The organism is Vibrio sp. K4 (assembly GCF_051122595.1).
GTDB lineage: Bacteria > Pseudomonadota > Gammaproteobacteria > Enterobacterales > Vibrionaceae > Vibrio > Vibrio owensii.
In genome coordinates, this window is sequence record NZ_CP178577.1 from 1,526,926 (window position 1) to 1,553,089 (window position 26,164).

26 protein-coding genes are annotated in these 26,164 nt (G+C 45.1%); 12 read left to right on the top strand and 14 right to left on the bottom strand.

The window, feature by feature from the left end:
- The first annotated feature begins 83 nt into the window (after window positions 1-83).
- From ACLIIY_RS06900 to uspE, 6 genes are all read left to right on the top strand, one after another.
- Window positions 84-560: a FixH family protein gene (locus ACLIIY_RS06900; RefSeq protein WP_009706107.1), complete on the top strand. Its 477-nt coding sequence runs from the start codon at window positions 84-86 to the stop codon at window positions 558-560.
- 4 nt (window positions 561-564) lie between these two features.
- Window positions 565-2,928, top strand: coding sequence for a heavy metal translocating P-type ATPase (locus ACLIIY_RS06905; RefSeq protein WP_434528385.1), 2,364 nt, complete (start codon window positions 565-567; stop codon window positions 2,926-2,928).
- 14 nt (window positions 2,929-2,942) lie between these two features.
- Window positions 2,943-3,107 carry a cbb3-type cytochrome oxidase assembly protein CcoS gene (gene ccoS / locus ACLIIY_RS06910; protein ID WP_005429857.1) on the top strand — a complete coding sequence of 55 codons (165 nt, stop codon included), beginning with the start codon at window positions 2,943-2,945 and terminating at the stop codon, window positions 3,105-3,107.
- Window positions 3,108-3,116: 9 nt separating this feature from the next.
- The gene (locus tag ACLIIY_RS06915) at window positions 3,117-3,794 is read left to right on the top strand and encodes a sulfite exporter TauE/SafE family protein (protein WP_409580816.1); all 678 of its coding nucleotides are present in this window, start codon (window positions 3,117-3,119) and stop codon (window positions 3,792-3,794) included.
- 90 nt (window positions 3,795-3,884) lie between these two features.
- Window positions 3,885-4,631, top strand: coding sequence for an FNR family transcription factor (locus ACLIIY_RS06920; protein WP_005429849.1), 747 nt, complete (start codon window positions 3,885-3,887; stop codon window positions 4,629-4,631).
- A gap of 181 nt (window positions 4,632-4,812) precedes the next feature.
- Window positions 4,813-5,760, top strand: coding sequence for a universal stress protein UspE (gene uspE, locus ACLIIY_RS06925; RefSeq protein ID WP_005441604.1), 948 nt, complete (start codon window positions 4,813-4,815; stop codon window positions 5,758-5,760).
- A gap of 126 nt (window positions 5,761-5,886) precedes the next feature.
- On the opposite strand, the gene ttcA is transcribed toward uspE, so the two are convergent.
- From ttcA to ACLIIY_RS06945, 4 genes are all read right to left on the bottom strand, one after another.
- On the bottom strand, window positions 5,887-6,780 hold the full coding sequence (ttcA, locus tag ACLIIY_RS06930) for a tRNA 2-thiocytidine(32) synthetase TtcA (protein WP_005441601.1): 894 nt from the start codon (window positions 6,778-6,780) through the stop codon (window positions 5,887-5,889).
- A gap of 198 nt (window positions 6,781-6,978) precedes the next feature.
- Window positions 6,979-7,641 carry a DUF2987 domain-containing protein gene (locus ACLIIY_RS06935; protein ID WP_009706103.1) on the bottom strand — a complete coding sequence of 221 codons (663 nt, stop codon included), beginning with the start codon at window positions 7,639-7,641 and terminating at the stop codon, window positions 6,979-6,981.
- A 17-nt stretch (window positions 7,642-7,658) separates the two neighbouring features.
- Entirely contained in the window at window positions 7,659-8,495 is an 837-nt protein-coding gene (locus ACLIIY_RS06940) for a glucosaminidase domain-containing protein (RefSeq protein WP_434528386.1), read from the bottom strand.
- A complete protein-coding gene (locus ACLIIY_RS06945; RefSeq protein WP_005441595.1) occupies window positions 8,488-9,285 on the bottom strand; it encodes a hypothetical protein in 798 nt (265 codons plus the stop codon). Before ACLIIY_RS06945 ends, ACLIIY_RS06940 begins: the two co-directional genes overlap by 8 nt.
- A gap of 401 nt (window positions 9,286-9,686) precedes the next feature.
- On the opposite strand from ACLIIY_RS06945, the gene potA reads away from it, so the two are divergent.
- The 5 genes from potA (at window position 9,687) to ACLIIY_RS06970 (ending at window position 14,836) form a co-directional block, all read left to right on the top strand.
- On the top strand, window positions 9,687-10,802 hold the full coding sequence (potA, locus tag ACLIIY_RS06950) for a spermidine/putrescine ABC transporter ATP-binding protein PotA (protein ID WP_009706100.1): 1,116 nt from the start codon (window positions 9,687-9,689) through the stop codon (window positions 10,800-10,802).
- The gene (gene potB / locus ACLIIY_RS06955; RefSeq protein ID WP_005441590.1) at window positions 10,783-11,643 is read left to right on the top strand and encodes a spermidine/putrescine ABC transporter permease PotB; all 861 of its coding nucleotides are present in this window, start codon (window positions 10,783-10,785) and stop codon (window positions 11,641-11,643) included. The genes potA and potB overlap by 20 nt, the downstream gene beginning before the upstream one ends.
- Window positions 11,643-12,413, top strand: coding sequence for a spermidine/putrescine ABC transporter permease PotC (gene potC, locus ACLIIY_RS06960; RefSeq protein ID WP_005389180.1), 771 nt, complete (start codon window positions 11,643-11,645; stop codon window positions 12,411-12,413). Before potB ends, potC begins: the two co-directional genes overlap by 1 nt.
- 102 nt (window positions 12,414-12,515) lie before the next feature.
- Window positions 12,516-13,547 (top strand): extracellular solute-binding protein, encoded by a 1,032-nt coding sequence (locus ACLIIY_RS06965; RefSeq protein ID WP_009706099.1) that lies wholly within the window; start codon window positions 12,516-12,518, stop codon window positions 13,545-13,547.
- Between the two features lie 251 nt (window positions 13,548-13,798).
- On the top strand, window positions 13,799-14,836 hold the full coding sequence (locus ACLIIY_RS06970; protein ID WP_005528441.1) for an extracellular solute-binding protein: 1,038 nt from the start codon (window positions 13,799-13,801) through the stop codon (window positions 14,834-14,836).
- A 180-nt stretch (window positions 14,837-15,016) separates the two neighbouring features.
- On the opposite strand, the gene cobB is transcribed toward ACLIIY_RS06970, so the two are convergent.
- From cobB to ACLIIY_RS07020, 10 genes are all read right to left on the bottom strand, one after another.
- On the bottom strand, window positions 15,017-15,748 hold the full coding sequence (cobB, locus tag ACLIIY_RS06975; RefSeq protein WP_434528387.1) for a Sir2 family NAD+-dependent deacetylase: 732 nt from the start codon (window positions 15,746-15,748) through the stop codon (window positions 15,017-15,019).
- 191 nt (window positions 15,749-15,939) lie between these two features.
- Complete coding sequence (locus ACLIIY_RS06980) at window positions 15,940-16,356, bottom strand: hypothetical protein (protein WP_434528388.1); 417 nt, start codon at window positions 16,354-16,356, stop codon at window positions 15,940-15,942.
- Window positions 16,340-17,392, bottom strand: coding sequence for a formate dehydrogenase subunit gamma (locus ACLIIY_RS06985; protein WP_009706095.1), 1,053 nt, complete (start codon window positions 17,390-17,392; stop codon window positions 16,340-16,342). Before ACLIIY_RS06985 ends, ACLIIY_RS06980 begins: the two co-directional genes overlap by 17 nt.
- Window positions 17,393-17,405: 13 nt before the next feature.
- Window positions 17,406-18,014 carry a formate dehydrogenase FDH3 subunit beta gene (gene fdh3B, locus ACLIIY_RS06990; RefSeq protein ID WP_005427693.1) on the bottom strand — a complete coding sequence of 203 codons (609 nt, stop codon included), beginning with the start codon at window positions 18,012-18,014 and terminating at the stop codon, window positions 17,406-17,408.
- Between the two features lie 11 nt (window positions 18,015-18,025).
- Window positions 18,026-20,881 carry a formate dehydrogenase subunit alpha gene (locus ACLIIY_RS06995; RefSeq protein WP_434528389.1) on the bottom strand — a complete coding sequence of 952 codons (2,856 nt, stop codon included), beginning with the start codon at window positions 20,879-20,881 and terminating at the stop codon, window positions 18,026-18,028.
- Between the two features lie 10 nt (window positions 20,882-20,891).
- Window positions 20,892-21,092 (bottom strand): twin-arginine translocation signal domain-containing protein, encoded by a 201-nt coding sequence (locus ACLIIY_RS07000; protein ID WP_005427585.1) that lies wholly within the window; start codon window positions 21,090-21,092, stop codon window positions 20,892-20,894.
- 73 nt (window positions 21,093-21,165) lie between these two features.
- Window positions 21,166-21,798, bottom strand: a complete 633-nt coding sequence (locus ACLIIY_RS07005; RefSeq protein ID WP_005441574.1) for a TorD/DmsD family molecular chaperone — start codon at window positions 21,796-21,798, stop codon at window positions 21,166-21,168.
- A gap of 9 nt (window positions 21,799-21,807) precedes the next feature.
- Entirely contained in the window at window positions 21,808-23,469 is a 1,662-nt protein-coding gene (locus ACLIIY_RS07010; protein ID WP_408676597.1) for a 4Fe-4S dicluster domain-containing protein, read from the bottom strand.
- 310 nt (window positions 23,470-23,779) lie between these two features.
- Window positions 23,780-24,403 carry a DUF3306 domain-containing protein gene (locus ACLIIY_RS07015; protein WP_434528390.1) on the bottom strand — a complete coding sequence of 208 codons (624 nt, stop codon included), beginning with the start codon at window positions 24,401-24,403 and terminating at the stop codon, window positions 23,780-23,782.
- Entirely contained in the window at window positions 24,393-24,845 is a 453-nt protein-coding gene (locus tag ACLIIY_RS07020; protein WP_005441569.1) for a DUF3305 domain-containing protein, read from the bottom strand. Before ACLIIY_RS07020 ends, ACLIIY_RS07015 begins: the two co-directional genes overlap by 11 nt.
- A gap of 321 nt (window positions 24,846-25,166) precedes the next feature.
- On the opposite strand from ACLIIY_RS07020, the gene ACLIIY_RS07025 reads away from it, so the two are divergent.
- Window positions 25,167-25,991 carry a formate dehydrogenase accessory sulfurtransferase FdhD gene (locus tag ACLIIY_RS07025; protein ID WP_434528391.1) on the top strand — a complete coding sequence of 275 codons (825 nt, stop codon included), beginning with the start codon at window positions 25,167-25,169 and terminating at the stop codon, window positions 25,989-25,991.
- Window positions 25,992-26,164: the final 173 nt, after the last annotated feature.

The following is a 26,164-nucleotide window of genomic DNA, read 5'->3' on the forward strand; positions in this document are numbered from 1 at the left end:
AATAACAGCCCCTTTCATAGGGGCTGTCTTTCCTTTAAATTTAAAGCCTTACATTTTTTCATTTAGCTGTTGAGAACTTTTTTATGGTAAAGCCTTGGTATAAACAATTTTGGCCGTGGTTCCTGATCATCCTGCCTTTAACCGTTGTGGTATGGACAATCGTTACAGTGGTCGTATTCGCCAACAACTCTGTTTCTTTGGTCGCCGAGGATTACTATAAAAAAGGCAAAGGTATCAACATCGACATCAGTAAAATGAATGTCGCTCGAGACCTTGGTCTTAACGCTACCGTCTCGTCAGATGACAACACGGTGGTTATCTCCTTCAACAAAGGAGAGCTGCCACACTTCCCTGCACTAACTGCAACGTTCACACACCGCACTCTACCAGATCGTGACTTTACTAAGCTTCTGACAGCTGATGCGACTGGTAATTACCGTTTAACGCCTGAAAGTTCCATTCAAGGCCCTTGGTTTGTCGAACTTGAACCACACAACAAAGAATGGATGATTCAAGGTCGAGTCGAGTTCCCAGCACAACCAACAACTTTGATGAAGTAAGTCTATGTGTAAATCCTGTTATCACTGTGGTGAAGATGTACCAGCCAACACGGATTTCAAAGTAGAGATATTGGGTGAAATTCGCGACATGTGTTGTCCGGGCTGCGAAACCGTGGCTCAGACCATTGTCGATAGTGGTCTTGTCTCCTATTACCAATACCGTACTGCACCAGCAGAAAAGGCGGATCTAGTTCCTGAGCAACTCCAAGCCCTTATCCATTATGACAACGAGGACGTTCAATCAGAGTTTGTTCGTAACCATGAAAACACTTCTGAAGTCACGCTTTCATTGGAGGGCGTCTCATGCGCCGCTTGTGCTTGGTTGATTGAAAAACAAGTGTCGGGTGTTAAAGGCTTGGTTTCCATTCGTGTTAACACCACGACCAACCGCGCTCTACTCGCTTGGGATAAAACTCAAGTTCGACTTAGTGAACTGCTGTCGGTCATTCATAAACTCGGTTACAAAGCCGCCCCTTTTGAAGCAGACAAACAAGAAGCGGCTTACCACCATACGATGAAGCAGTACCTCTATCGTTTGGGTATTGCAGGTCTCGCCACCATGCAAGTTATGATGCTCGCAGTCGCGCTGTATTTGGAAGTCTTTGGTGATTTAGAGCCCGAGTTTAAAAACTACTTCCGCTGGGTGAGCTTAATTTTTGCAACCCCTGTACTCCTCTATTCCGCGCTCCCTTTCTATCTCAATGCATGGCGAAGCATTAGGGGGCGAACGCTTGGGATGGATGTTCCAGTCTCTATTGCATTGATCTTCGCTTATGTAGCGAGCTTAGTTGCAACAGTGACTGAACAAGGCGAAGTTTTCTTTGAATCTATCTCGATGTTTACCTTCTTCTTGTTGGTTGGCCGATTCTTAGAAATGCGAGCTCGTCGTAAAGCAGCGGCAGCGAGTGGTAACCTTCTTAAGCTCATCCCTGCGATTGCTACAACGTTAGATGGTGAACAAATCCCAGTGAAAACGTTGAAGATAGGCGATCGTATCCGTGTTCTTCCTGGCGAGCACATTCCTGCCGATGGTAAAGTGATTTCTGGCCGTATCCATATCGACGAGTCGATGCTTACCGGTGAGTCGGTTCACGTGGTTAAGAAAGCCGGAGATGCGGTTTACGCCGGTACATTGAATGGCGAGGAGTCGTTTGAGTTAGAAGTGACGAGCTCGAAAGCAGACTCAATGATTTCTAACATTGTTCGTCTTCAGGACGAAGCCCAGCATTCTAAGCCAAAAATCGCTGAAATCGCTGACGTCGTGGCTCGTTATTTCGTAGGCGCGATATTAATCATTTCCGCAGGTACTTGGTTCTACTGGCATCAGACTAAACCTGATGATGCGTTCTGGATTATGCTGTCTGTCTTGGTGGCCACTTGTCCATGTGCTCTATCCTTGGCAACCCCAACCGCGCTAACTTGCGCTACCTCTCGTATGGGCAACTTTGGTATTTTGCTGCGTAAAGGTCATGTATTCGAAACTCTATGTAAGATTAATCATCTTGTCGTTGATAAGACAGGCACCCTTACTAAAGGCGACATAGAAATTAGTCAAACCCAGACCTTCGCTGGCTTCAATGAAACTGAAGCACTTGCGATTGCATCGGCACTTGAAGCACACGCAAACCACCCGATTGCTCGCGCATTCTCAGGGTTTGGTCAAGAAGACGTTACCGTGAGCGATGTTCAAAATATCATTGGTTCTGGTATTCAAGGCGTATGGAACAACAAGACGGTAAAAATTGGTAGTGCCACCTTCGTAGTTGGTGAAAACCGAGATGAGAGTAACGCTGTGTATCTTTCTATAGCCGAAGAGCACGTTGCGACCTTCTATTACCGCGACCCTATTCGTAAAGAGAGTAAAGCATTCATTCAACGCTTTGCAGACGCCGGTATCAAAACAACCTTGTTGACAGGCGACTCACTGCAAAATGCGCAGCCTGTTGCGAATGAAATGGGTATTGACCATGTGATCGCATCGGCAAAACCAGAAGACAAACTCGCGTATCTTAAAGAGCTAGATCAAAACGACATAACCATGATGGTTGGTGATGGTATCAATGATGCGCCGACTCTAGCCGGAGCTCACCTATCCGTGGCGATGGGTGGTGGTACGGATGTCGCTAAAGCTTCTGCAGATATGACGCTTCTTGGCGACAATTTAGAGAAGCTTTTAGAGGCTAGATTGCTTGCAATACGTACAAGAAAGATAATCCGAGAAAACTTGGCTTGGTCTTTGGGCTACAACCTGCTAATTTTGCCACTGGCAGTTGCAGGCTTAGTCGCTCCGTACGTTGCTGTAGTGGGTATGTCAGCAAGCTCTATTATTGTTGTATCCAACTCGTTGCGACTGCTTAAAGAGAAGTAAGTGAGAGATCAAACATGGAAAGTCTTTACATATTAATCCCTATCGCCATTGTATTGGTCTGTGTCGCCGTTGCCATCTTCCTTTGGGCCGTTCGTAGTGATCAGTTCGAAGACCTAGAGCGACAAGGTCACAACATTCTTCTTGATGAAGACGAAAAACCAAATAACAAAAAACAATAGCGTTACTCTATGAGTCCAGATTTTATTGGTGCGTTCATGATCGGTCTCGTTGGGGCCGGTCATTGTATGGGAATGTGTGGCGGTATCGCCTCGTTACTCTCCATGGGTGCACCGAACAACAAACCATCTTCTTCTATTCCTCTTTTCTATAACTTTGGCAGGCTTTCCAGCTACGCTTTGATTGGCGCTATTGTTGGTGGTGCCATATCAGGCCTGTCAGAATTGAGCGGTTTAACCCAATCTCTCGCTTGGTTTCGATTTGTCGCTGCAATTTTCATGATCTTAGTCGCGCTCTACATTGCCAAATGGTGGCAAGGACTGCTTGTTGTTGAAAAAGCAGGTCAGTATATCTGGAAGTTTATCTCCCCTGCAGGCAAGCGCCTGTTGCCGCTAAAACATCCGACGCACGCATTCCCATTTGGTTTTATTTGGGGATGGTTACCATGTGGTTTAGTTTACTCAGCACTCACATGGTCCGCTGTTTCAGGGAGTGCATTGAACGGTGGATTAATCATGTTGGCATTTGGTTTGGGTACTCTACCGTCGATGCTCGCGGTCGGATACGGTGCCACTCATTTTCAGAAACTGCAAAAGTCGTTAATATTTAGAAACATCTCAGCATTAATCCTCATAAGTTATGGCGTGTATACTGCCGCCGGAGCTATGCGAATGCTTGGTTTCATATAATATGAAAGTCGTTTTCGATAATTTTTTTGCTACCCTTTAGAAGTAAGCAGTGATAAAATATTGATGTATATCAAATAGTGAAAGGTTGTTATGATTTCTGAAAAACCTGCAACAAAGCGTATCCAATCAGGCGGTTGCGCGATTCATTGCCAAGATTGTAGCATTAGCCAACTGTGTATTCCGTTTACTCTTAACGAGTCTGAATTGGATCAGTTGGATCAAATCATCGAGCGTAAAAAGCCAATCCAAAAAGGCCAAGAGCTTTTTAAAGCAGGTGATGAGCTAAAATCTCTGTACGCTATCCGCTCTGGTACTATCAAGAGCTACACCATTACAGAACAAGGCGATGAGCAAATCACTGCGTTTCACTTAGCGGGTGACCTTGTAGGTTTTGACGCAATCACAGGCGATCTACACCCTAGCTTTGCTCAAGCACTTGAAACATCAATGGTATGTGAGATTCCTTACGAAATCCTTGATGACCTATCAGGAAAAATGCCTAAACTTCGCCAACAGATCATGCGTCTGATGAGTAACGAAATTAAAGGTGACCAAGAGATGATCCTTCTGCTTTCTAAAAAGAATGCTGAAGAGCGTCTTGCGGCTTTCCTATACAACCTATCGACACGTTTCTCTCAACGTGGCTTTAGCCCAAGAGAATTCCGTCTAACCATGACTCGTGGTGACATCGGTAACTACCTTGGCTTGACGGTTGAAACCATCAGTCGCCTACTTGGCCGCTTCCAGAAATCTGAAATTCTGAGCGTAAAAGGTAAGTACATCACCATCTTAGACCATGATGCATTGATGGAACTTGCTGGCGTCAGCAAAGACTAATTTGCCCTATCAATTGATGTAGCTCGAAAATGAGCTACATCATATTTCTTCTAAAATCCCTTCGAAAGTCCTCAAATTCTTCCTCAAACTGAGCTACAGTAAAAATGTACCTTGTGTACTCCAATATACTGATTTACCTTATATTCGGTATTTGGTTTTACAATAATAAGTGGGCTTAGATATGAGTATATACAGTAAGATCCTTGTTGTTGCTGACATCAATAATGATGAGCAGCCAGCACTTGCAAGAGCAGTTCAACTCGCTCGAAAAAGTGTATCCAGAAGCCGAATCACTTTCTTTCTGTCAATCTACGATTTTTCGTATGACATGACCTCAATGCTGTCGGTCGATGAAAGAGATGCTATGCGTCGCGGTGTTATCCACCAACGTGAACAATGGATGCGTAAGATAGCCCAACCGTATTTAGACGATAGCTTCGACTTTGATGTTTGTGTTGTTTGGCATAATCGCCCTTATGAAGCGATCATTGCTGAAGTCTTTGCTGGCGGTCACGACATCGTTATTAAGGGAACGCGTAAACACGATGTTCTAGAATCCGTCATTTTCACTCCTACAGATTGGCATTTGTTGCGTAAGTGCCCTATCCCTGTGCTTCTAATTAAGAACTCCGATTGGCCAGAGCACGCGAAGATTCTCGCGTCTGTTCATGTTGGCTCGGAAAACCCAACGCACATTGATTTGAACGACTCAATGGTCGAGCGCCTTAAAGAAATCACCAATCGTCTCGATGCTGAACCGTATCTCGTTAATGCCTATCCGGTTACTCCGGCGAATATTACGATTGAATTGCCCGAGTTTGACCCAACAACGTACACAGATGCAGTTCGCGGGCATCACCTAACCGCAATGAAAGCACTTCGCCAAAAACACGGTTTGGATGAAGAGCAAACAATCGTTGAACAAGGTCTACCAGAAGACATTATCCCTGCAACTGCAGAAAAGCTAAATGCAGCAATGGTTATTCTTGGCACAACTGGTCGTACGGGGCTTTCTGCGGTGTTTATTGGTAACACAGCGGAGCATGTGATTGATAAAATCAATTGCGACGTACTGGCATTAAAACCAAACGGTTACATCAGTCCGCTCGATCCGAATACAGCGACATAACAGCGCTCGTTTTTGAAATAATATAGAACTGAAAATCCCCCCAATTGTTGGGGGATTTTTTTATTCTGTTCACGGCCCTAAGCACGCAAATTAAAAAGGAGGCTAACTTAGCCTCCTCTTTTCGAATTAGATGTTGGTTACATCGATAAACATTGATTCGTCGATGTTTGTCGAAGAAACTACAGCTTCACTGAATTCGTATTCTTCGCGATTTCCTTCACGGTCCAGTGGAAGGTTTTCAAAGTCGAACAATTCACGGTCTGCAAGCTGGCTTGGGCTTACGTTCTGGATCGACTTGAAGATAGCTTCTACGCGACCAGGTGTTTTCTTGTCCCAATCGATAAGCATTGCTTTAATCGATTGACGTTGAAGGTTCTCTTGAGAGCCACACAGGTTACAAGGAATGATTGGGAACTCTTTGTGCTCTGCGTATTTGATCAGGTCTTTCTCACGACAGTAAGTAAGAGGACGAATAACAACGTTACGGCCATCGTCTGAACGAAGCTTTGGTGGCATCGCTTTAAGGCGTGAACCATGGAACATGTTCAAGAACATAGTCTCAACAATGTCATCCATGTGGTGACCAAGTGCTAGTTTGGTCGCACCGATCTTCTCAGCGAAAGAGTAAAGCGTACCACGGCGAAGACGCGAACACAGGCCGCAAGTCGTTTTGCCTTCTGGCACTTTTTCTTTAACCACTGAGTAAGTGTCCTTGTCTACGATGTAGTAAGGAATGTTCAGTGTTTCAAAGTAATCTGGAAGAATGTGCTCAGGGAAACCAGGCTGTTTCTGGTCAAGGTTAACCGCAACCACTTCAAACTTGATTGGTGCTGCCTTTTGTAGATTCAACAGGATATCAAGCATCGCAAATGAATCTTTACCACCACTAATACATGCCATCACAACATCGCCTTCTTCGATCATGTTGTAATCAGTAATGGCATTTCCAACATTTCTTCTTAGACGCTTCTGAAGTTTGTTGAATTCTAGGGTTTCTTTTCTTGTATCTACTTGGTTCATTGCGGGCTCTCACATCGCCGATAAATCGACTAGGGCTTCCTAACATGGGTTTCTATGGGGCGTGGATTATACGAGCTTTTTACGCAGGATTAAATGTTTGTGTGACCGAGTCGTCAATAAATGCACTCTAAAACAGCGCGATGGGCGATAAAAATAAAAAAGAGCCGCAATTGCAGCTCTTCAAAAATCAAATCACGATTACTTTTTCGCGTTTGGCAGATAAGGTAGGACACGAGTCGTTGGCTGAGGCAAAATCATATGACCTCCTACGCCAATGTCACTCAAAGCCACCTGAACTTTACCATTCACAATGGCTTTTTCTGTGCCATCGGAGAATGTGATAGTGTCATTCAAGTTATCCGCAAATTCCATAGTCACACCTTGTACCTCTGGAGTGAACCAACCTGCAAACATACCGCCTAGATCCTCAAGTAACGCCTGCATTTGTGGCATCAAAGGCGTAAGTTGTTCGTAAGATACGTTACCCTGTAATGGCTCTTTGGTCATCACAACTAAAGAGTAATCACATCGTGTGTCTTTCGGCGTTTGGACGAAGACAAGTGGGTTCGCAGACTTCAAGTTCTTGTCGATCGGAATAGGAAGTTCTTTAGAAGCCGGAATCACAAACTCTTCGTAATGCTCTTCTTTTTCCATCCATGCTTTTTCTATCTCACACAGTTGCTTAGTATCTGCATCGACAAAAAAGACACCGACTTTAACGTCGTCATGACCTTCTTTGGCATTGTTCTTCAATTGTGTGTAGAGCTTAGAATACGTAAACATGTATTCTTGCGCGTGAGTTGCAGGCGATGCTAAGACCAGTACCGCACTGCCTAGTAAACTTAGGCTTAACTTCTTCATCCGATCCGTTATTTCTTCTATTGTGTCCAGTAAGCGTTATTGTGACGAATCATCGCACGTAAGTCATTAACGTAAGCGATGCCACGTTCGGAATACGCGAGCAAACCATGAGTTAGCTCCGATGCCGTCGCCACAGATAACAAATCCTTGTGTTTCCCTGCTAAATTAGCGCGAATGTCGCGTAAATCAGCGTAAGCACGGTTGCGATTTACATTCATAAAGTAGCCGTGCACCGACTCTTGTACTGTGTCGAATTTTTCTACTTCATGCGTTTTTCCTGCCCCACGATGTGCCGGGACAATTCCGCAGCCCTTCTTATAACACCATTGACCAAACAAGTTGTTTGCTTGAGTGGCAAAACGAGAGGTTCCCCACGCAGATTCATTGGCGGCTTGGGTTAAAACCAGCGCTTCTGGTAACACGTTGACACGTTTGAACATTTCACCTAGCCAAACTTGTGTCACCGTGCCTTCTTGCAATGGGTAAGAGTAAAGCGAAGCCAAACGTTCAGCGTAAGAGGTTTGCTCAGCGCTCACCTCACCGATTTTTAAAGACGTTAGGAATGCTCGCTCTTTCTCGATTCGTTGATTTTCTAACGCTATTTTCGGTCGAAGGAAGTCGAAGAACGCTGTCTTCTTATCTTTCGTGTCCTTAATCGAGTTGAAATCAGGAATGTCACCAATATAAGGGAGGTTAGACAAGTCTGGGTGTGTTACCGGGCCGTGCACTACCTGCGGGTCAATCGCATTGCGATATTCGCGGTCGTAGTGCAAATATGGTCCTACAGAAACAAAAGTGGCGGCTATTGTGATAGCCGCCACTCGTAAACTCATTGATTTTAAAGATTTAGGCATCAAACACCTGAGAGTTACCATCGTGATCGTTATCATTTTGCTGTGTCGCTACGATCTTTAACTTGATACCAAACATTTCGCGGTACAGGATTCCCTTCAAATGGAAGAAGAACGGTAGCACGAAGATCAAGCCAATTCCGTAGAACATTGCAGCAACAATAAACATCAACATCACGCCTAAGTAAAGCCCTGCGACGACAAAAAGCTTCTTGTTGATTGCACGAAGTGACAAAAGAAGTGACTGCATTGGCGGCACTCTTTTCTCACAAATCAATAAGATAGAATGACTAAACGCTAAAGAAAGATACAGAGACAGCAATGGGAAAATCATTCCCGCCACACCCTGCATCATCAAGCTAAACAGCGTTGCTAGAATCACTGGTACCGTAAACTGAAGACCTTTGCCCACATGACGGATCTTGGTTCGTAGCCCAGCAACGTGGCTCATCGCCATTAAGCTGATACCAGCATAAATCGGCGCACTGATCACTTCGTAACTAAAGTTAGCCACATAAATAGCGGAAACGATGTCAGTGGTGAAAGATTCTGGGTCTTGAATAGCATCAAGGATTACGCCTGGATCACCCAGTTGAAGTTGCAGTGCGATATAGAAGATACCCAACTGTACGAAAAGCAAAAGAATAATCGCAGGTGAGAAGGACAAAAACTGTTGAATGGTGGTGCGCCAAGCTTCACTAAAAACGGCTGCTGCTTTTAGTTCATACTTGCCAGAAAGAGCTCGCTCTACACTCCCTCCAAGATTGAAATCTTTCTCAAAATCGTTGTTCATATTTAATCCAAGGCTAACTTGTAAGATTTTTTCTGGAAAACCAGTTAATTAATAAGGGCGTCATTATAAAGAAATCTTTCCACGTCTAAAATCATAAGTCGGCCTCAATACTTGCAAAATCTGCTATTTGGTCGATAATTAACCACTCGCAAATCTATGAAATTGAAAACATTTGCTGACGAAATTAATGCCTTGCTTATGTATAGCGGAAAATTGAATACCCCCATAAAAACAGTATGGTAAGGAATGTTTACTTTTGCCTGCAAAATTTTTTCTGTTTCAAGATAAGAAAATGCTTTGATTTCACAATTTTGGTGATTATGATGCGCGCCTCAAAAGTGAATGACTAATGTCACATCAATTGGTCGAAACCCAATTTGAACGTGGGAGAAATACAGACGTTGAACGCTAAACAGCAAGCAGGAAAGCCAGTAGTTCGTCTATCTGGTATTAGCAAAAGTTTCGATGGCAAGGAAATCATCGGTAATTTAAATCTGGATGTTAATCATGGTGAGTTTCTGACGATTCTTGGTCCTTCTGGTTGTGGTAAAACAACAGTTTTACGCATGATCGCGGGCTTTGAGACGGCAGATAACGGTCAAATCGTATTAGATGACCAAGATGTAACACAGGTTCCTGCAGAGCAAAGGCACGTCAACACGGTATTTCAGAGTTACGCACTCTTCCCTCATATGACCGTATTTGAAAACGTTGCTTTTGGTCTTCGTATGCAGAAAACACCTGCTGCAGAGATCGAGCCACGAGTTATGGATGCGCTACGCATGGTTCGCCTAGAAAAAATGGCACAGCGTAAGCCTCACCAACTTTCTGGTGGTCAGCAACAACGTATCGCCATTGCACGTGCAGTTGTGAACAAGCCAAAAGTACTGCTGCTAGATGAATCTCTATCTGCACTTGATTACAAACTACGTAAGCAAATGCAAATCGAGCTTAAACAGCTTCAGCGTCAACTTGGTATTACCTTTATCTTCGTTACGCACGATCAGGAAGAAGCCCTATCGATGTCTGACCGCATTATTGTTATGCGCGACGGTGTTATCGAGCAAGATGGCTCTCCGCGTGAGATCTACGAAGAACCTAAGAACCTATTTGTTGCTCGCTTTATCGGTGAGATCAACGTATTCAACGCAACCATGCTAGATCGTATCGACGAGAAACGTATTCGTGCAGAGATTGAAGGTGTTGAATCCGTTGTTTACTACGATCAAGAAGCACAAGCCGGTGACAAACTACAAGTACTACTTCGCCCAGAAGACTTACGAATCGAAGAGATCAAAGAGTCTGAAGAAAAAGGCATCGTAGGTCACGTAACTGAGCGTACCTATAAAGGTATGACGCTTGATTCTGTTATCCAATTGGATTCAGGCATGCGCGTGATGGTAAGCGAATTCTTTAACGAAGATGATCCAGATGTGGACCACTCTCTCGGCCAGAAAGTCGCTATTACTTGGGTTGAGAGCTGGGAGGTAGTACTAAATGATAAGCAAGAAGCTTAATCTTCAGAACGCGATCATTACCCTAATCGTTGGTTGGTTAACACTGTTTGTGTTAGTACCAAACCTAATGATTATCGGTACAAGTTTCTTGACGCGTGATGAAGCGAACCTCATTGAATTAACGTTTACATTCGACAACTATCTTCGCCTACTCGATCCTTTGTACGCAAAGGTGCTGATGCACTCTTTCTACATGGCGATCATCGCAACATTGTTGTGTTTGGTGATTGGTTATCCATTTGCTTACATCGTAGCGAAAATGCCTGAAAAATGGCGTCCGTTCATGTTGTTCTTGGTGATTGTACCGTTCTGGACTAACTCTCTTATCCGTACTTACGGCTTAAAGATTGTTCTAGGTACTCAAGGCATTTTGAACAAGTCGTTGATGGCGATGGAAATCATCGATAAGCCGATGCGTTTAATGTATACCGAAACCGCAGTAATGATTGGTCTTGTGTACATCTTACTTCCATTTATGATTTTGCCGCTTTACTCGGCAATCGAGAAGTTAGACAACACATACATCGAGGCAGCAAAAGACCTTGGTGCGAACAAGTTTCAAACCATTACACGCGTTATTCTACCTCTGACAATGCCTGGCATTATCGGTGGCTGTTTGTTGGTTCTGTTACCTGCACTAGGTATGTTCTACATCTCTGACCTTCTTGGCGGTGCGAAGAACCTACTGATCGGTAACGTAATTAAGAGCCAAGTATTGAACGCTCGTGACTGGCCATTTGGTGCTGCGACCAGTATCGCCCTCACCTTCGCAATGGCTGTGATGCTTTACGCTTACTACAGAGCAGGCAAACTATTGAATAAGAAAGTGGAGCTAGACTAATGGGACGCACAGTTAGATTTAGCTTTATGGCGCTGGTATATGCATTTTTGTATCTGCCAATCATCGTCCTAATTGTTAACTCATTTAATGCCAACAAATTTGGTATGAAATGGGGCGGTTTCACCACGAAATGGTACGAAACCTTAGTAAATAACGACAGCCTAATGCAGGCTGCATGGCATTCATTGAACGTAGCGGTATTTTCAGCAACAGCAGCAACCATTATTGGTAGCTTGACGGCTGTTGCCCTATTCCGTTACTCGTTCAAAGGTAAAGGCGCGGTAAACGGCATGCTGTTTGTCGTAATGATGTCTCCAGATATTGTAATGGCGATTTCATTACTTGCTCTGTTCCTTGTATTGGGCGCACAGCTTGGCTTCTTTACTCTATTGATTGCTCACATCACCTTCTGTCTACCGTTCGTTGTGGTAACAGTGTACAGCCGCTTAAATGGCTTTGATGTGAAAATGTTGGAAGCTGCAAAAGACCTTGGTGCAAGCGAATGGGTTATCTTGAAACAGATCATCCTTCCTCTTGCTAAACCAGCGGTTGCTGCAGGTTGGCTACTGAGCTTTACCCTGTCTTTGGACGACGTAATTATCAGCTCGTTTGTAACAGGTCCAACTTACGAAATCTTGCCATTGAAGATTTACTCAATGGTTAAGGTGGGCATTTCACCGGAAGTGAACGCCCTAGCAACGGTGATGTTGATTGTTTCTTTGGTCTTGGTAGTAATTTCTCAGTTGCTAGCAAGAGAAAAAGTGAAGTAGAATCCGCACCCGTTAACATCACGAAACAGAATGGTTACATGCCATTCTGTTTTTCTATCTATCGTCCAAAATTGGACAACGTTTGGTTTGGAGCTAACGTCAATGAAAAAATGGGCTACTCTATTAGCTGGTAGTGCATGTGCGCTTTCTCTGTTCTCTGGTACAGCGGCAGCGGATGATAAAGAATTAGTATTTATGAACTGGGGTCCTTACATCAACAGTAATATCCTAGAGCAATTTACTAAAGAAACTGGCATCAAAGTGATCTACTCGACTTACGAGTCGAACGAAACTTTGTATGCAAAGCTAAAAACTCATAACCAAGGTTATGATCTAGTAGTACCTTCAACGTACTTCGTAGCGAAGATGCGTGATGAAGGCATGCTACAAAAGATCGATAAGACTAAGCTGAAAAACTTCGGCAACCTAGATAAAAACTACCTAGACAAGCCTTACGATCCAAATAACGACTACTCTATTCCACACGTTGTTGCGATTACAGGTCTAGCGGTTAACGCAGACATGTACGATCCAAACGACTTCCAAAGCTGGGCTGACCTATGGAAGCCTGAGCTTGAAGGTCAAGTAATGCTGATGGACGACACTCGTGAAGTGTTCCACATTGCACTGCGCAAACTGGGTTACTCAGGTAACTCTACGGATCCAAAACAAATCGACGAAGCGTACGCAGAGCTACAAAAGCTAATGCCTAACGTTCTAGTATTTAACTCTGACAACCCAGGCGCACCATACATGTCTGGCGAAGTTGGCGTTGGCATGCTTTGGAACGGTAGCGCAGCAGCCGCTCAAAACGAAGGCATGAACCTGAAACTTGTATTCCCTAAAGAAGGCGGTATCGGTTGGGTAGATAACTTCGCAATCTCGTCTGGTGCGAAGAACGTAGAAGCGGCTCACAAGATGATCGACTTCCTACTACGTCCAGAAATCGCAGAGCAAATCTCAGCGGACACAGGTTACCTAACGGCGGTTGCAGAATCTAACGCTAAATTCAAAGACGTTGCACCACTGTTCCCTTCTCAAGAAGACCTTGACCGCGTTGAATGGCAAGACTCTGTTGGCGACATGACGGTGAAGTACGAAGACTACTTCCTAAAGCTAAAAGCGGGTCAATAATCTGATCTTGCTTAATAAGCCATCTACTAAATGAAAATAGGCAGCAATACGCTGCCTATTTTTGTAATTGACTGATATAATTGTATGTTGCTAGGTTTATTTGACTCGAGTTCAAGCATTACTACCTATTTTGGTCGTAATGTTGGTTTTCGTAGTTCAAATAAACAGGATTGTGCTTATCGCAATTTGGCTCAAACCAGTATCTGTTACTAGTATTGATTTGTCCTGTTGCTGAACAAAACGGAAATAAAATGAAAAGTAAATTCTACGCAAGCGCACTGTGTGCGGCGACGCTAATCGCTACCCCTGCAATGGCTGCTGATCAAGAACTGTATTTCTACAACTGGTCGGAATACATTCCAAACGAAGTTCTTGAAGACTTTACAAAAGAAACCGGCATCAAAGTTATCTACTCTACGTACGAGTCTAACGAAAGCATGTACGCGAAGTTGAAAACTCAAGGTTCTGGTTACGACTTGGTAGTACCGTCTACCTATTTCGTATCTAAAATGCGTAAAGAAGGCATGCTGCAAAAGATCGACAAAGAGAAACTGTCTCACTTTGCTGATCTAGACACTAACTTCCTGAACAAGCCGTTCGACCCGAACAACAACTACTCTATCCCATACATTTGGGGTGCGACCGGTATTGGTATCAATGCTGACATGCTAGACAAGTCATCAGTTTCTAAATGGGACGATTTCTGGGATAGCAAGTGGGAAGGTCAACTAATGCTGATGGATGATTCTCGCGAAGTATTCCACATTGCATTGACTAAGCTTGGTTACTCGCCAAACACGACTAACCCAGACGAGATCAAAGCAGCTTACGAAGAACTGAAAAAGCTAATGCCAAACGTGTTGGTATTCAACTCAGACTTCCCAGCGAACCCATACCTAGCAGGTGAAGTATCACTTGGTATGCTTTGGAATGGTTCTGCTTACATGGCTCGTCAAGAAGGCGCGAACATCGACATCATCTGGCCAGAAAAAGGCACTATCTTCTGGATGGACAGCCTAGCAATTCCAGCTGGTGCGAAGAACGTTGATGCAGCTCATAAGATGATCGACTTCCTATTACGTCCAGAGAACGCAGCTAAGATTGCACTAGAGATTGGTTACCCTACTCCAGTGAAAACAGCGCACGATCTACTACCGAAAGAATTTGCTAACGATCCAAGCATCTTCCCACCACAAGAAGTGATGGACAGCGGTACATGGCAAGACGAAGTTGGTGAAGCAAGCGTGCTTTACGATGAGTACTTCCAAAAGCTAAAAGTAGACAACTAATCAGTCTGTCGAAATAGTTTAGAAAAGCGGCTTCGGTCGCTTTTCTTGTATCTGTAGATCGCTATTTGTGGCTCAATCCATACTGCTCGAATTGCAAAGCATCAGAATACAACGTTTCAAAATACAAAAAGGCATCGAATCACTCGATGCCTTTTTGAAATGAAGGTTCTGTCCGTTTGATTAAGCGCTGGCTTCGTTTTCCAGAGCAAGAATTTCGTCAACCAATTTTGGCACTTCAATAGTTGCTTTACCGTAACGCTTCTCTTCAAACTCACTCTCGACGGCACTTGGCTCTAAATTGATTTCAATCGTATGTGCACCATGCATCTTCGCGTCATGAACAAAGCCTGCGGCTGGATATACCACGCCAGAAGTACCGATAGAAATAAACAAATCCGCCTCTTCCAATGCCGCATATATCTCACCCATGCGCAGTGGCATTTCACCGAACCAAACAATGTGTGGACGCATTTGAGCCGGAATTTGGCAGCAATGGCATAACTCGCCAGTCTCAATGTCTTCTGAATGCTCGATGACTTGATTGGATTCGCTGCAACGCGCTTTGAGCAACTCACCGTGCATGTGAATGATATTGGCGCTACCGCCTCTCTCATGCAGATTATCAATGTTTTGAGTAATGATAGTCACTTTACCTTCCAACTGCTCTTCTAGGCGCCCTAGCGCGATATGAGCAGCATTAGGCTTGATATCTTCGCCCTGTAGTTTTTTTCGACGTTGATTATAGAACGATTGAACAAGATCGGGATCGCGAGCAAACCCTTCGGGTGTTGCAACGTCCTCAATGCGGTGATTCTCCCAGAGACCATCTTGAGCGCGAAATGTTTGAATACCAGACTCAGCCGAGATGCCAGCGCCAGTAAGTACGACAATATTTCTGTATGGGAAATTCATAACCGATCCTTGTTGCTCTTTTTTATTAAGCTTAACACCGATAGAAAAACAACAATAGCAATAAGGATTAGACCATGGTCGTAAGCCTGCTGATTTGCCTCTAATTTCTGTTTAAAAACTGATGGAATCACTCCGTCTTTCAGGCATAAAAAAGCCCCGCGATGGCGAGGCTTTTGAGCAAAGATTCCGGTCTACAGGTTTGGACCTGTAGACGGTCTGTGAGGCATATTGTTGCGCAGTTGGTTCATACCTTGGTACATACGTAGGAACCATACAAGAATCGCAAGCGTTGCGAACAGCATACCTATCCAAGGAATGAAGTAAGCCACCGTGTCTAGCAAGCTGCTGTGTACCCAATAGTCACTTACGCCAACCAACACACCGTTCGATGTTGCCACTGTTACGATCAATACAACAAAGAACGTGAAGTACAGGAAGAAAGTACGAATCAAGCCGTAGTAATGTGAGTTCACTACATCACTGTCTTCGCCTTTATCCAAGCGGTAGCCCGCGTAAATGATTGCGATAACGCCTGAGATCAAAAACGTAAACGGGGTCAAACAACTCAGGATGTACGCAACCCAAATCCCGTTATGAGGTTTGTTCATTCGCTTTCGCTCCTTTTGGTTCCGTGTTTGCCGTATCTGTTTCGCCCATCGCTTCTTTGGATTTTACTTCTTCATACCAAAGATCGTGGTGTTCTTTCGCCCATGTTTCGTCAACTTCACCGGTAACCATACCTTCTAACGCACCTTCCATACCGAATAGACCGATGTAGATGTGGAAGATAAAGCCACAGATTAGAATCAGTGCCGAAATCGCGTGAACGAGGTTAGACAATTCCATATCGCGACGAGTTTGGCCGAAAATTGGGAAATCCAGAATTAAGCCACTCACTGCAGCGATAGCACCGAAGAAGATCAACAACCAGTAGATCGCCTTTTCACCACCGTTCGAGAAACCAGCCGATGGGTGCGTTCCTTTGTGTTTACCAACCATGCCACCCATTTTCATGAACCAACGGATGTCTGTCATGTTAGGGATAGATTTGCGCCACCATTTCAGCAGAACAAACATCAGCAAGATGAAGAACAGCGGACCCATGTAGTTATGGTACTGCTTCGCCAACATGACGATGAAGCCCCAGAACTCAGTGGGTACGTACGGTTTTAAGAAGTGCTTACCGTAAACCAGCATCAAACCACTGAATGCCAGCGTTAAGAAGGTAAACGCCATGCTCCAGTGTAGTGCACGGTCTAGTCGAGACCAGCGTTTCATCTTCTTGCCAGTACGTGGCTTGCTTAGCATCAGAGGACCAACGAATACGTAAGCCATGATAACCATTGCGATACTGCCGAAAATCGCGACAGCGCCCGCAGGAGACATCCATTTCTCTTTAAGAATGTACCAAGTCTCACCCGGAGTACTGATCAGCACACCGTGTTCCGCTGATTTCGACGTGGTATAGCCTTCTTGCCCCTCTTTGACCTGACGCCAGAAGTCTGCACCTGCAAGTTGCGTCATCTCCTGTTGGACCACTGGAGATGTGTCTTCTTGCGCAGACGCTGGCATCGCGAAGGTCAGCAGTAATGCTGTCATCATCGACAGCATTACAAGAGACGCACGTTTAAGAGTATTTAACATGTGTCTCTCCTACTTAGCTTTTGGTTGCGTCGTAAGAAAGATCGTTACCGTCTGTCCAACCTGCGTTTTTCGCACCGCGCTCAACCACACGTTGACGGAAGATGTCAGATACTTTCTCTGCATCACCCGCTAGCAGTGCTTTTGTTGAACATAGTGACGCACACATAGGTAGCTTACCTTCAGCAATACGGTTCGCACCGTACTTCTCACGCTCTTCTAGAGAACCTGGTTCTGTGTTTGGACCGCCTGCACAGAAAGTACATTTGTCCATTTTGCCACGCTCACCGAATGACGCTTGTTTCGGGAACTGAGGCGCACCGAATGGACAAGCAAACAGACAGTAACCACAACCGATACAAAGATCTTTGTTGTGAAGAACGATGCCGTCTTCTGTGTGCTCGAAACAGTCAGCTGGACAAACTGCCATACAAGGCGCATCTGTACAGTGCATGCAAGCAACAGAGATTGAGTTTTCACCTGGTTCACCGTCGTTCAGTGTTACCACGCGACGACGTTGAATACCCCACTCAAGCGCATCATCGTTTTCGTTCTTACATGCAGTAACACAGCCGTTACACTCGATACAGCGTTTGGTGTCACATAGGAATTTCATTCGTGCCATTGTCAGACTCCTTACGCTTTACGAATGTTACATAGGGTTACTTTAGTTTCCTGCATCAAAGTAACAGGGTCGTAACCGTAAGTGGTTGCCGTGTTGGCTGCTTCACCAACAACATAAGGATCCGTACCTTCTGGGTACTTAGGACGTAGGTCTTCACCTTCGAACTTACCGCCGAAGTGGAACGGAATGAATGCCAGACCCGGTTTAACACGACGAGTTACCATCGCTTTCACCTTGATGCGGCCTTTTTCTGCACCTTCAACCCAAACATCATCGCCGTCTTTGAAGCCAAGGTCGTTTGCGTCTTTCGGGTTCACTTCAACGAACATTTCTTGTTGAAGTTCAGCGAGCCATGGGTTTGAACGCGTTTCTTCACCACCACCTTCGTACTCAACCAAGCGACCAGAAGTCAGGATGATTGGGTATTCGCCAGACTTGTCTTCTTTTTGGATAGACTTGTAAAGCGTTGGTACACGGAAGATTGCTTCTTTGTCGTCCCAAGTTGGGTAATCCGTTACAAGGTCACGGCGAGGCGTGTATAGCGGCTCACGGTGTAGCGGTACGCGGTCTGGGAATGTCCAAACAATCGCGCGCGCTTTTGCGTTACCAAACGGGATACAACCGTGCTTAATTGCTACGCGTTGGATACCGCCAGACAGGTCAGTTTTCCAGTTTTTACCTTCCGCTGCTGCTTTTTCTTCAGCTGTTAGGTCGTCCCACCAACCAAGCTGTTTGATTAACTTGTCAGAGAACTCTGGGTAACCGTCTTTGATTTCACAGCCTTTTGAGTAGCTGTCTTCAGCAAGTAGGCTTTGGCCTTCGAATTCAACACCGAAACGCGTACGGAAGTTACCGCCACCTTCTGCGACCGTCTTCGACGTATCGTACAGAATGTGTGTGCCTGGATGCTTCATCTCTGGCGTGCCCCAACATGGCCAAGGTAGACCGTAAGTCTCACCATTCACAGGACCACCCTCTGCTTCCAGAGATGTCTTATGGAATGTGTGCCAGTTTTGTTGGTGCGCTTTTAGACGCTCTGGGCTTTGACCTGTGTAACCGATAGTCCACATGCCTTTGTTGAATTCGCGAGTGATGTCTTCGATCACTGGCTGGTTGTTCTCTACGCGTACGTTTTTGAACAGCAGATCTTCATAACCTAGCTTCTTAGTTAGCAGGTACATGATTTCGTGGTCAGGTTTAGATTCGAACAATGGTTCGATAACCTGATCACGCCACTGAAGTGAGCGGTTAGATGCTGTCACACTGCCGTGTGTTTCGAACTGAGTCGTTGCAGGAAGCAGGTAAACACCATCAGTACGATCGTTCATTACCGCTGCAACTGTTGGGTATGGGTCAACAATAACCATCATATCCAGCTTCTGCATCGCTTTCTTCATCTCAGGACCACGAGTCTGAGAGTTTACTGCGTGACCCCAGTAGAACATGGCGCGGATGTTTTCACGTTGACGAATGTTGTCTTTGTTTTCAAGAACACCATCCACCCAACGAGATACAGGAATACCTGCACTGTTCATTGGTTTTTGACCGCCGTAAGCGTTGTCATCGAAACGACCTTTGATCCATTCGTAATCGATTTCCCACACTTTCGACCAGTGACGCCAAGAACCTTCAGACAAGCCGTAGTAGCCTGGTAGCGTGTCAGATAGTACGCCAAGGTCAGTTGCGCCCTGTACGTTATCGTGACCACGGAAGATGTTTGCACCACCACCTGATTTACCGATGTTACCTAGCGCAAGCTCAAGTACACAGTAAGCACGTGTGTTGTTGTTACCAGTCGTGTGCTGAGTACCACCCATACACCAAACGATACAACCTGGACGGTTTTCAGAAAGCAGTTTCGCTGTTTGGTAAACTTCAGACTCAGGAACGCCAGTTACGCGCTCAACTTCTGCTGGTGTCCATTTCGCTACTTCTGCACGGATTTCATCCATACCGAATACGCGTTGACGGATGAACTCTTTGTCTTCCCAGTTGTTCGCGAAGACATGCCATAGCACGCCCCAAATGAACGCAACGTCAGAACCCGGACGTAGAGATACGTAGTGATCCGATTTTGCAGCAGTACGAGTACGACGAGGATCCGCAACAACGATCTTACAGTTGTTCTTCTCTTTCGCGATCAGGATGTGCTGCATCGCAACAGGGTGCGCTTCTGCAGGGTTTGAACCAATGAACAGCATCGACTTACAGTTGTGCATGTCATTGAAAGAGTTGGTCATCGCACCGTAACCCCAAGTGTTTGCTACACCTGCTACGGTTGTTGAGTGACAGATACGCGCTTGGTGGTCAACGTTGTTGGTACCCCAAAGCGACGCCATCTTACGGAACATGTACGCTTGTTCGTTGTTGTGCTTCGCACTACCCAACCAGTAAACTGAATCTGGACCCGACTCTTTGCGGATGTCCATCACCTTGTTACCGATTTCTTCGATCGCTTGATCCCAAGAAAGCTTCTTCCACTTACCGTTTTCAAGCTTCATTGGGTATTTCAGACGACGCTCACCGTGACCGTGTTCGCGCAGCGCTGCGCCTTTTGCACAGTGTCCACCAGCGTTGAATGGGTGGTCGAATGCAGGCTCTTGGCCTGTCCACACGCCGTTTTGAACTTCAGCGTAGATACCACAACCTACAGAACAGTGAGAACAGATGGTACGTTTTACTTCTGTTTTCGCTTCTGGATCCACCGATTTAGCTTGTGCTTTCTTCATCATGCCCGGTGCAAAAAGACTTGCACCTACAACCGCACCACCAGCAGCAAGCAAGGTGTTTTTCATGAATGCACGGCGAGAAACGCCAAGCTGATTGGTTTCTTTGCTCACACTGTCGGAGCGTTTGACAAGTTTCATCCGTTATCTCCTAAAGTGTGTCGTAGTAATCGCGAATGTGTTGAGTTTCACGATACCCTTTCTTCTTCACGTCTTTTTCAGAAGGCTCAACCGTTTCTGAAGCGCTTGCCACTTTTGTTGTTCCAGCGACAACCGCACCAGCTACGGCTGCAGTCGTTAAGCCTTTCAGGAGATCCCTACGGCTTGTGTTTATTTCTTTATTATCTTTCATCATTGCTTCCTTACCTTACGGTAGATCTTTGGAGGCTATTGCCCCTCTATCGATATGACCAAGTACTGCTCGATTACTCGTAATCAGTGACGTTTTTCACATCAATTTTTAATTTGTGCTTACTGCTTTTGGTGTTCACGCTAAAGCGCACTTGTTCCAGTGTTAAGAACGCCTCACACAGTTGAGCTGCTGGCTTATAAAAGTTCGCGCTCTCTGCGTTTTCTAGTTGCTGAGTGAAAGAGTTGAACCAAGGTGCGATGTGTTTGTTAAACACCGCTTGTTGAAGATCTTCTTCTTCACCCGTTAGCATCGACATCACTTCACAAAGTGCCGCGATATGGTCTTCCGGTTCTTTCACATTTTCATCGCGCTCGAAACCAAGCAGTTCCAAATCGTGACGAATTTCAGCCAGTGGTTTTTCCATCATTGCACCCGTCATGTGCCATGAGCCAAATGGCATCACTTCACCACGACCGATACCAATAAAAAGATCTTGGTATTCATCTTCGAGCGCTTCGCGATTAGAATCTTTTGCCGCTTGCTGAAGCGCAATCCACGCTTTTTGCATTGCGCTTTCTGATGGTTCAACTTCTAGAGAAGTCAGGAACTCGATCATCTCCTCACTTGGTGCGCTACGGAAAAGCGCTGACAAAACTAAGTAGATCTCTGTTCTCAGTGTTTGTTCTTGTTCTCGTTGTGTATCCACTGCGAGCTCCTAGTATTTCAGTTGTTTCATTGGGTCTTCTGCCATCGACTCAAACATGTCGATCACACGGCAGTCTTCACACATCGCGATACGATTGATCGCCGCTTCATCAGAGAAATGAGAGTGACCGCGTAACTTGTTTTGTAGCATGTCGATCATAGACTGAGGTGCGAATGGCTTATGACAGCGAATACATTCCGCGGCTTTCTCTTCGTGAATCACAACCGCTTTTTGACGCTCTTCTTTCACCCAGTTCATACGTGGCGTTAGAGTCAGAACTTTCTCTGGACATGCCTTTTCACACAAACCACATTGAATACAATCTTGTTCAACGAATTTAAGTGATGGAGATTCACCATCGGTATGAAGTGCACGCGTCGGACAAACCGCCACACAGCTCATACACAACGTACAATCTTTGCTCTCACAAGAAACATTGCCGTAAGGCGCGTTCGCAGGCAGTTCAACAATGTTCTCAACCGGAATACGAGAAGAAGACATTGCATCAAGCGCAGTAAACAAACGTTGACGCTTGTTACCTTGAAGATCGCCAAGGGCAAGATCGAATGAATCTGTACATAGTGTTGGAGGACCTTCACGAAGCGATTCCAAGTAAAGGATATCGATAGTTTCTTTTGCGATACCAAGTTGATCCAATAGCTCTTGCGCGATACCTACTTCGTTGTTCAGAACACGAATGATGGTTGCAGGCATAAAACGAGAAGCTGCAAATAGTACTTGCGTCGCGCCATTAACTAGAGCGGCGAACCATGTATCGATACCAATAGAAGGCAGTTCTTCAACCACAATTGGAATCACGTTATCTGGTAGCGCTTTCAGTGCCATCACGTTGTAAGTCTCGTGACGAGAGCTACAGATAAGAACGATAGGATCTAGGCCGCCCGCTTGCTCGTAGTTCGCTAACGTGCGTTCAATGAATTTTTGCGTATCTTCAGGATTAGGTAGCGCGTAATGAATCGCTTCTGTCGGACAAGCCGTTGCACAAGTACCCACGCCCTGACATAGGTATGGGTTAATCTCGATGCGATGACCCGTTTTATCGCTGCCTTCACTTGATAGTGCGCCAGCAGGACAAGCATCCACACAACGCTCACAACCTTTTACGCCACGAGAACTGTGCGCACATAGATCAGTGTCCAGACGGAAGAACTTTGGCTTATCAAACGTACCCATCAATGTTGGGATTTCTTCTAGCGCTTCTGCCAGTTTTGGATAACCGCGTCCCACTGGGTAGTAACCCGGAACCGGAACCTCTTCTGACATACAGCTGCTTAGACAAAGATCGAGAACAACATCGAAACAATCACTATTAATAGCGACTTTTGCTAGGTTGCTTGTTAGACCGTTATTTTCGATAAGCACTTCAAACGTGCCTAGGAAACCAGAAACCTGAACTGAGTTTGCAAAGTACAGTTCTGGATTGGCGCCTTTCTCTCCGTCTGTAGAAAGAAGTGTCAGGCTGTTCATTTGAGATAGCTGCGCGGCTGCACTCTCAATGATGGCAGTCGGTCCAACAATCAGTGTATTACCGCCACTCTCGTAGCTCACCGTTGGTGGAATAAGATTGGTCAACTCTACGGTATTCTCAAACGCATACAGACGCGCTTTACCGTTATTGGAAGTTGCTTGTTCTAATAGTTGTTTCAACATTGCTCAGTTCCATTTATACGCATGGATAGTTTCTTCCATCTTTCATTGTAGTTAGCGCAGGCGATTCTGCTGATTAACTCGTCAGTAACTACCCCTTTTAGGTAGTCCCACCCGGGTTATCACTGCCTGTTAGGCAAATGGTCTAACTTCAACAAGAATGGTAATGAGCAACAGATAGCAAATGTCGTGCCAATTAAATATCAGCTAATTTTCAATAGGTTAGCTATTTATCTTAGAAATTGTAGGGATAAAAAAACCGACTGGGACATTTTGTCTCAGCCGGTTCATTGAGCGTTTAGTCAAAATGTACCTATTCTTTGTGTGGTATATTTTGTCCCACCTCTTCAGGGGCTAGTTTTGTCTCTAGATTATCACTTTCACCAGGCACTGTATTTATATCCAGTTCTTTTTGTTCTTCGGGAATTTCGGCACCTTCAGCAAGTTCTACATCAGCCGATTCAATATCACTTTCTTCATGAGATTCAGTTGATTGTGCGGTTTCTTCTGCTGGTTCTTCTTCCGTTTTCTCTTTCACCCAATCACGAAGTGTTTCAGCCACCCCTTCAGAAAGCGACTTGAGGTTACTGTAGTCATCGTCGTAATCATCCAAACCATCGCGAACGTTAAACTCTTCTGACAAAAACATCTTACGCAGTGCGGCTTTCTTAACGCTCTCTGATGCCTCAGAAACCAATAGCTGCGCTACGGACATCTCTTCAGGATCAGTAGTTTCGCTTGATGTCTGTTGAGATTCAGTCTCTGTCGCAGAAGCCTCAGTAGCCAATGCTTGCGCTTCAGTGCTTAATTCTTCATGAGCTTGTGCGGTTTCTGGTTCAGTAGATTCAACAGACTCCACGACCTTAGCGTCTGTAGGCTCGGTAGTGGCTTCTTCTAACTTACGTTTCGACCAACGGCTAAAAAAACTAGTTGCCATTTGCTCTGCCCGCTCCTTTGCGTTTCTTGCGTCTTACTTCTAACAACTCACCGTGGCGCCCAATAAAGGCTTCCATCCAAGCTTGAATAGCTAACGGCATATCATTAGATAATACTAGGTTATCGCCATCCATATATTGCGCAGCGACAGTTTGAGACGCCGTAAGCAATTGAATCGTCGGTGTATCACCAGAGTCGACATTGTCCATAACCAAGAAAAGCTTTGGCTGTTGCGAGCTCAGGTTAAAGCGATAATCGGTGCGCTCGTCTTTGTGCAATTGCAGCAAGCACACGTGTTGAGTGTCTTCGGTTGGATTAATCTCAAATCCCGTCAGTTGCCATTGGGTCGTAACCCAAATACCGGTACTGATCTCATGCTCTACAAGATCCACACCTACCGGCCATGAATCTTCATTTTTCTCGAACTGTTTCTTATCCGACATAACTCACCCAATTTGTTCTATGTTGGCTTTAAGACAGAAAAGGACATTTTGTACTTTGCTTTCAACCATTTTAGCGGTACAAAGCAATAAACGCGCCAAATCAAACTCAAATTCTCCCCAAGATCAAAACTAGTCGATACGCAAACCGATATCTGTGTCATTACTGCGATATCGCGGTTTTTGCATTGAATTGACCTAAAGCCTCGCAATTTCTCGCATAACGGCTATTTTGGAATGAGAATTGCTTTGTAAGCAGAGTTAAGACGAATAGACCCATTAATGAGAGCGTGTATCGGCTCTCTCATTCATTAGGACATGACTGTGGTAAAACCAAACATTATTAAAACCAGTGAAAATCCCCTACAGACCATCGAAGTAGAAGTGTTTGACGAATACGGTGAGAAGCTGACTAAGCAAATCGCCTGTGAGCGCCCTCTTACGGTGATGTTGAACTGGAAGGAAGTCGTTACGCTAATGACGCTTGGCTCTCGCCCTGAAGCGCTTGTGTTGGGTTATTTAAAGAACCAGAGCTTCTTGTCTGATCCTGAGGCGATTGAATCGGTCATTATTGACTGGGAAACGCACTCAGCTGCGGTTATCACCAAAGAAAATACTGAGCACTTAGAAGGCGCGCTGAAGAAGAAGACGGTGACGTCTGGTTGTGGTCAAGGCACTATGTACGGCAACGTGATGAAGCAGCTTGAAGATTACCAAGTGCCACAAGTGCCTTTGAAGCAATCTGAAATCTACGCGGCGCTTGAAGCGTTGACGCATTACAACGATACCTACAAAAAAGCTGGCGCTGTGCATGGCTGTGCGGTGTGTAAAGGCAACGAAGTACTGTCTTTTGTGGAAGATGTTGGTCGCCACAACGCAGTTGATACGCTTGCGGGTGAAATGTGGCTTAACCAAGAAACGGGTGAAGATAAAATTTTCTACACAACTGGTCGCCTTACATCAGAGATGGTGATTAAAGTGGCGCAGATGGGTGTCCCTGTTTTACTTTCTCGCTCGGGCGTAACTCAAATGGGTTTGGATCTGGCGAAAAAGTTTGGCATCACCACCATCGCTCGTGCGAAAGGCTTACGCTTCCAAGTCTTTACTGGTGCAGAGAAGATTGATTTTGACGTGAAAGGAAATCAATAACCTCTCACTAAGTCATCAGATGAGTTAGACTTAAACTATCATGTGGATTCACAAAGGATGTGAACTATGAACAACGATCAGCTGTGGAATTATCTACTCACCCCAAGCGGCATCATCGTTTCGATGATCATTACCTTCGGGCTCGTTGGGATATATGCTTACCTAATGAGGCA

Excerpts from the sequence above, each read along its gene's own strand:
- ACLIIY_RS07020 (WP_005441569.1), bottom strand. The coding sequence starts at position 24,845 with ATGTCGGATAAGAAACAGTTCGAGAAAAATGAAGATTCATGGCCGGTA.
- ACLIIY_RS06945 (WP_005441595.1), bottom strand. The coding sequence starts at position 9,285 with ATGAACAACGATTTTGAGAAAGATTTCAATCTTGGAGGGAGTGTAGAG.
- ACLIIY_RS06905 (WP_434528385.1), top strand. The coding sequence starts at position 565 with ATGTGTAAATCCTGTTATCACTGTGGTGAAGATGTACCAGCCAACACG.
- ACLIIY_RS06965 (WP_009706099.1), top strand. The coding sequence starts at position 12,516 with ATGAAAAAATGGGCTACTCTATTAGCTGGTAGTGCATGTGCGCTTTCT.
- ttcA (WP_005441601.1), bottom strand. The coding sequence starts at position 6,780 with ATGAACCAAGTAGATACAAGAAAAGAAACCCTAGAATTCAACAAACTT.
- uspE (WP_005441604.1), top strand. The coding sequence starts at position 4,813 with ATGAGTATATACAGTAAGATCCTTGTTGTTGCTGACATCAATAATGAT.
- cobB (WP_434528387.1), bottom strand. The coding sequence starts at position 15,748 with ATGAATTTCCCATACAGAAATATTGTCGTACTTACTGGCGCTGGCATC.
- ACLIIY_RS06970 (WP_005528441.1), top strand. The coding sequence starts at position 13,799 with ATGAAAAGTAAATTCTACGCAAGCGCACTGTGTGCGGCGACGCTAATC.
- ACLIIY_RS06920 (WP_005429849.1), top strand. The coding sequence starts at position 3,885 with ATGATTTCTGAAAAACCTGCAACAAAGCGTATCCAATCAGGCGGTTGC.
- potB (WP_005441590.1), top strand. The coding sequence starts at position 10,783 with ATGATAAGCAAGAAGCTTAATCTTCAGAACGCGATCATTACCCTAATC.
- ACLIIY_RS06900 (WP_009706107.1), top strand. The coding sequence starts at position 84 with ATGGTAAAGCCTTGGTATAAACAATTTTGGCCGTGGTTCCTGATCATC.
- ACLIIY_RS07015 (WP_434528390.1), bottom strand. The coding sequence starts at position 24,403 with ATGGCAACTAGTTTTTTTAGCCGTTGGTCGAAACGTAAGTTAGAAGAA.
- potC (WP_005389180.1), top strand. The coding sequence starts at position 11,643 with ATGGGACGCACAGTTAGATTTAGCTTTATGGCGCTGGTATATGCATTT.
- ACLIIY_RS06980 (WP_434528388.1), bottom strand. The coding sequence starts at position 16,356 with ATGAACAAACCTCATAACGGGATTTGGGTTGCGTACATCCTGAGTTGT.
- fdh3B (WP_005427693.1), bottom strand. The coding sequence starts at position 18,014 with ATGGCACGAATGAAATTCCTATGTGACACCAAACGCTGTATCGAGTGT.
- ACLIIY_RS06940 (WP_434528386.1), bottom strand. The coding sequence starts at position 8,495 with ATGCCTAAATCTTTAAAATCAATGAGTTTACGAGTGGCGGCTATCACA.
- ACLIIY_RS06915 (WP_409580816.1), top strand. The coding sequence starts at position 3,117 with ATGAGTCCAGATTTTATTGGTGCGTTCATGATCGGTCTCGTTGGGGCC.
- ccoS (WP_005429857.1), top strand. The coding sequence starts at position 2,943 with ATGGAAAGTCTTTACATATTAATCCCTATCGCCATTGTATTGGTCTGT.
- ACLIIY_RS06995 (WP_434528389.1), bottom strand. The coding sequence starts at position 20,881 with ATGAAACTTGTCAAACGCTCCGACAGTGTGAGCAAAGAAACCAATCAG.
- ACLIIY_RS06985 (WP_009706095.1), bottom strand. The coding sequence starts at position 17,392 with ATGTTAAATACTCTTAAACGTGCGTCTCTTGTAATGCTGTCGATGATG.
- ACLIIY_RS07010 (WP_408676597.1), bottom strand. The coding sequence starts at position 23,469 with ATGTTGAAACAACTATTAGAACAAGCAACTTCCAATAACGGTAAAGCG.
- ACLIIY_RS06935 (WP_009706103.1), bottom strand. The coding sequence starts at position 7,641 with ATGAAGAAGTTAAGCCTAAGTTTACTAGGCAGTGCGGTACTGGTCTTA.
- ACLIIY_RS07000 (WP_005427585.1), bottom strand. The coding sequence starts at position 21,092 with ATGAAAGATAATAAAGAAATAAACACAAGCCGTAGGGATCTCCTGAAA.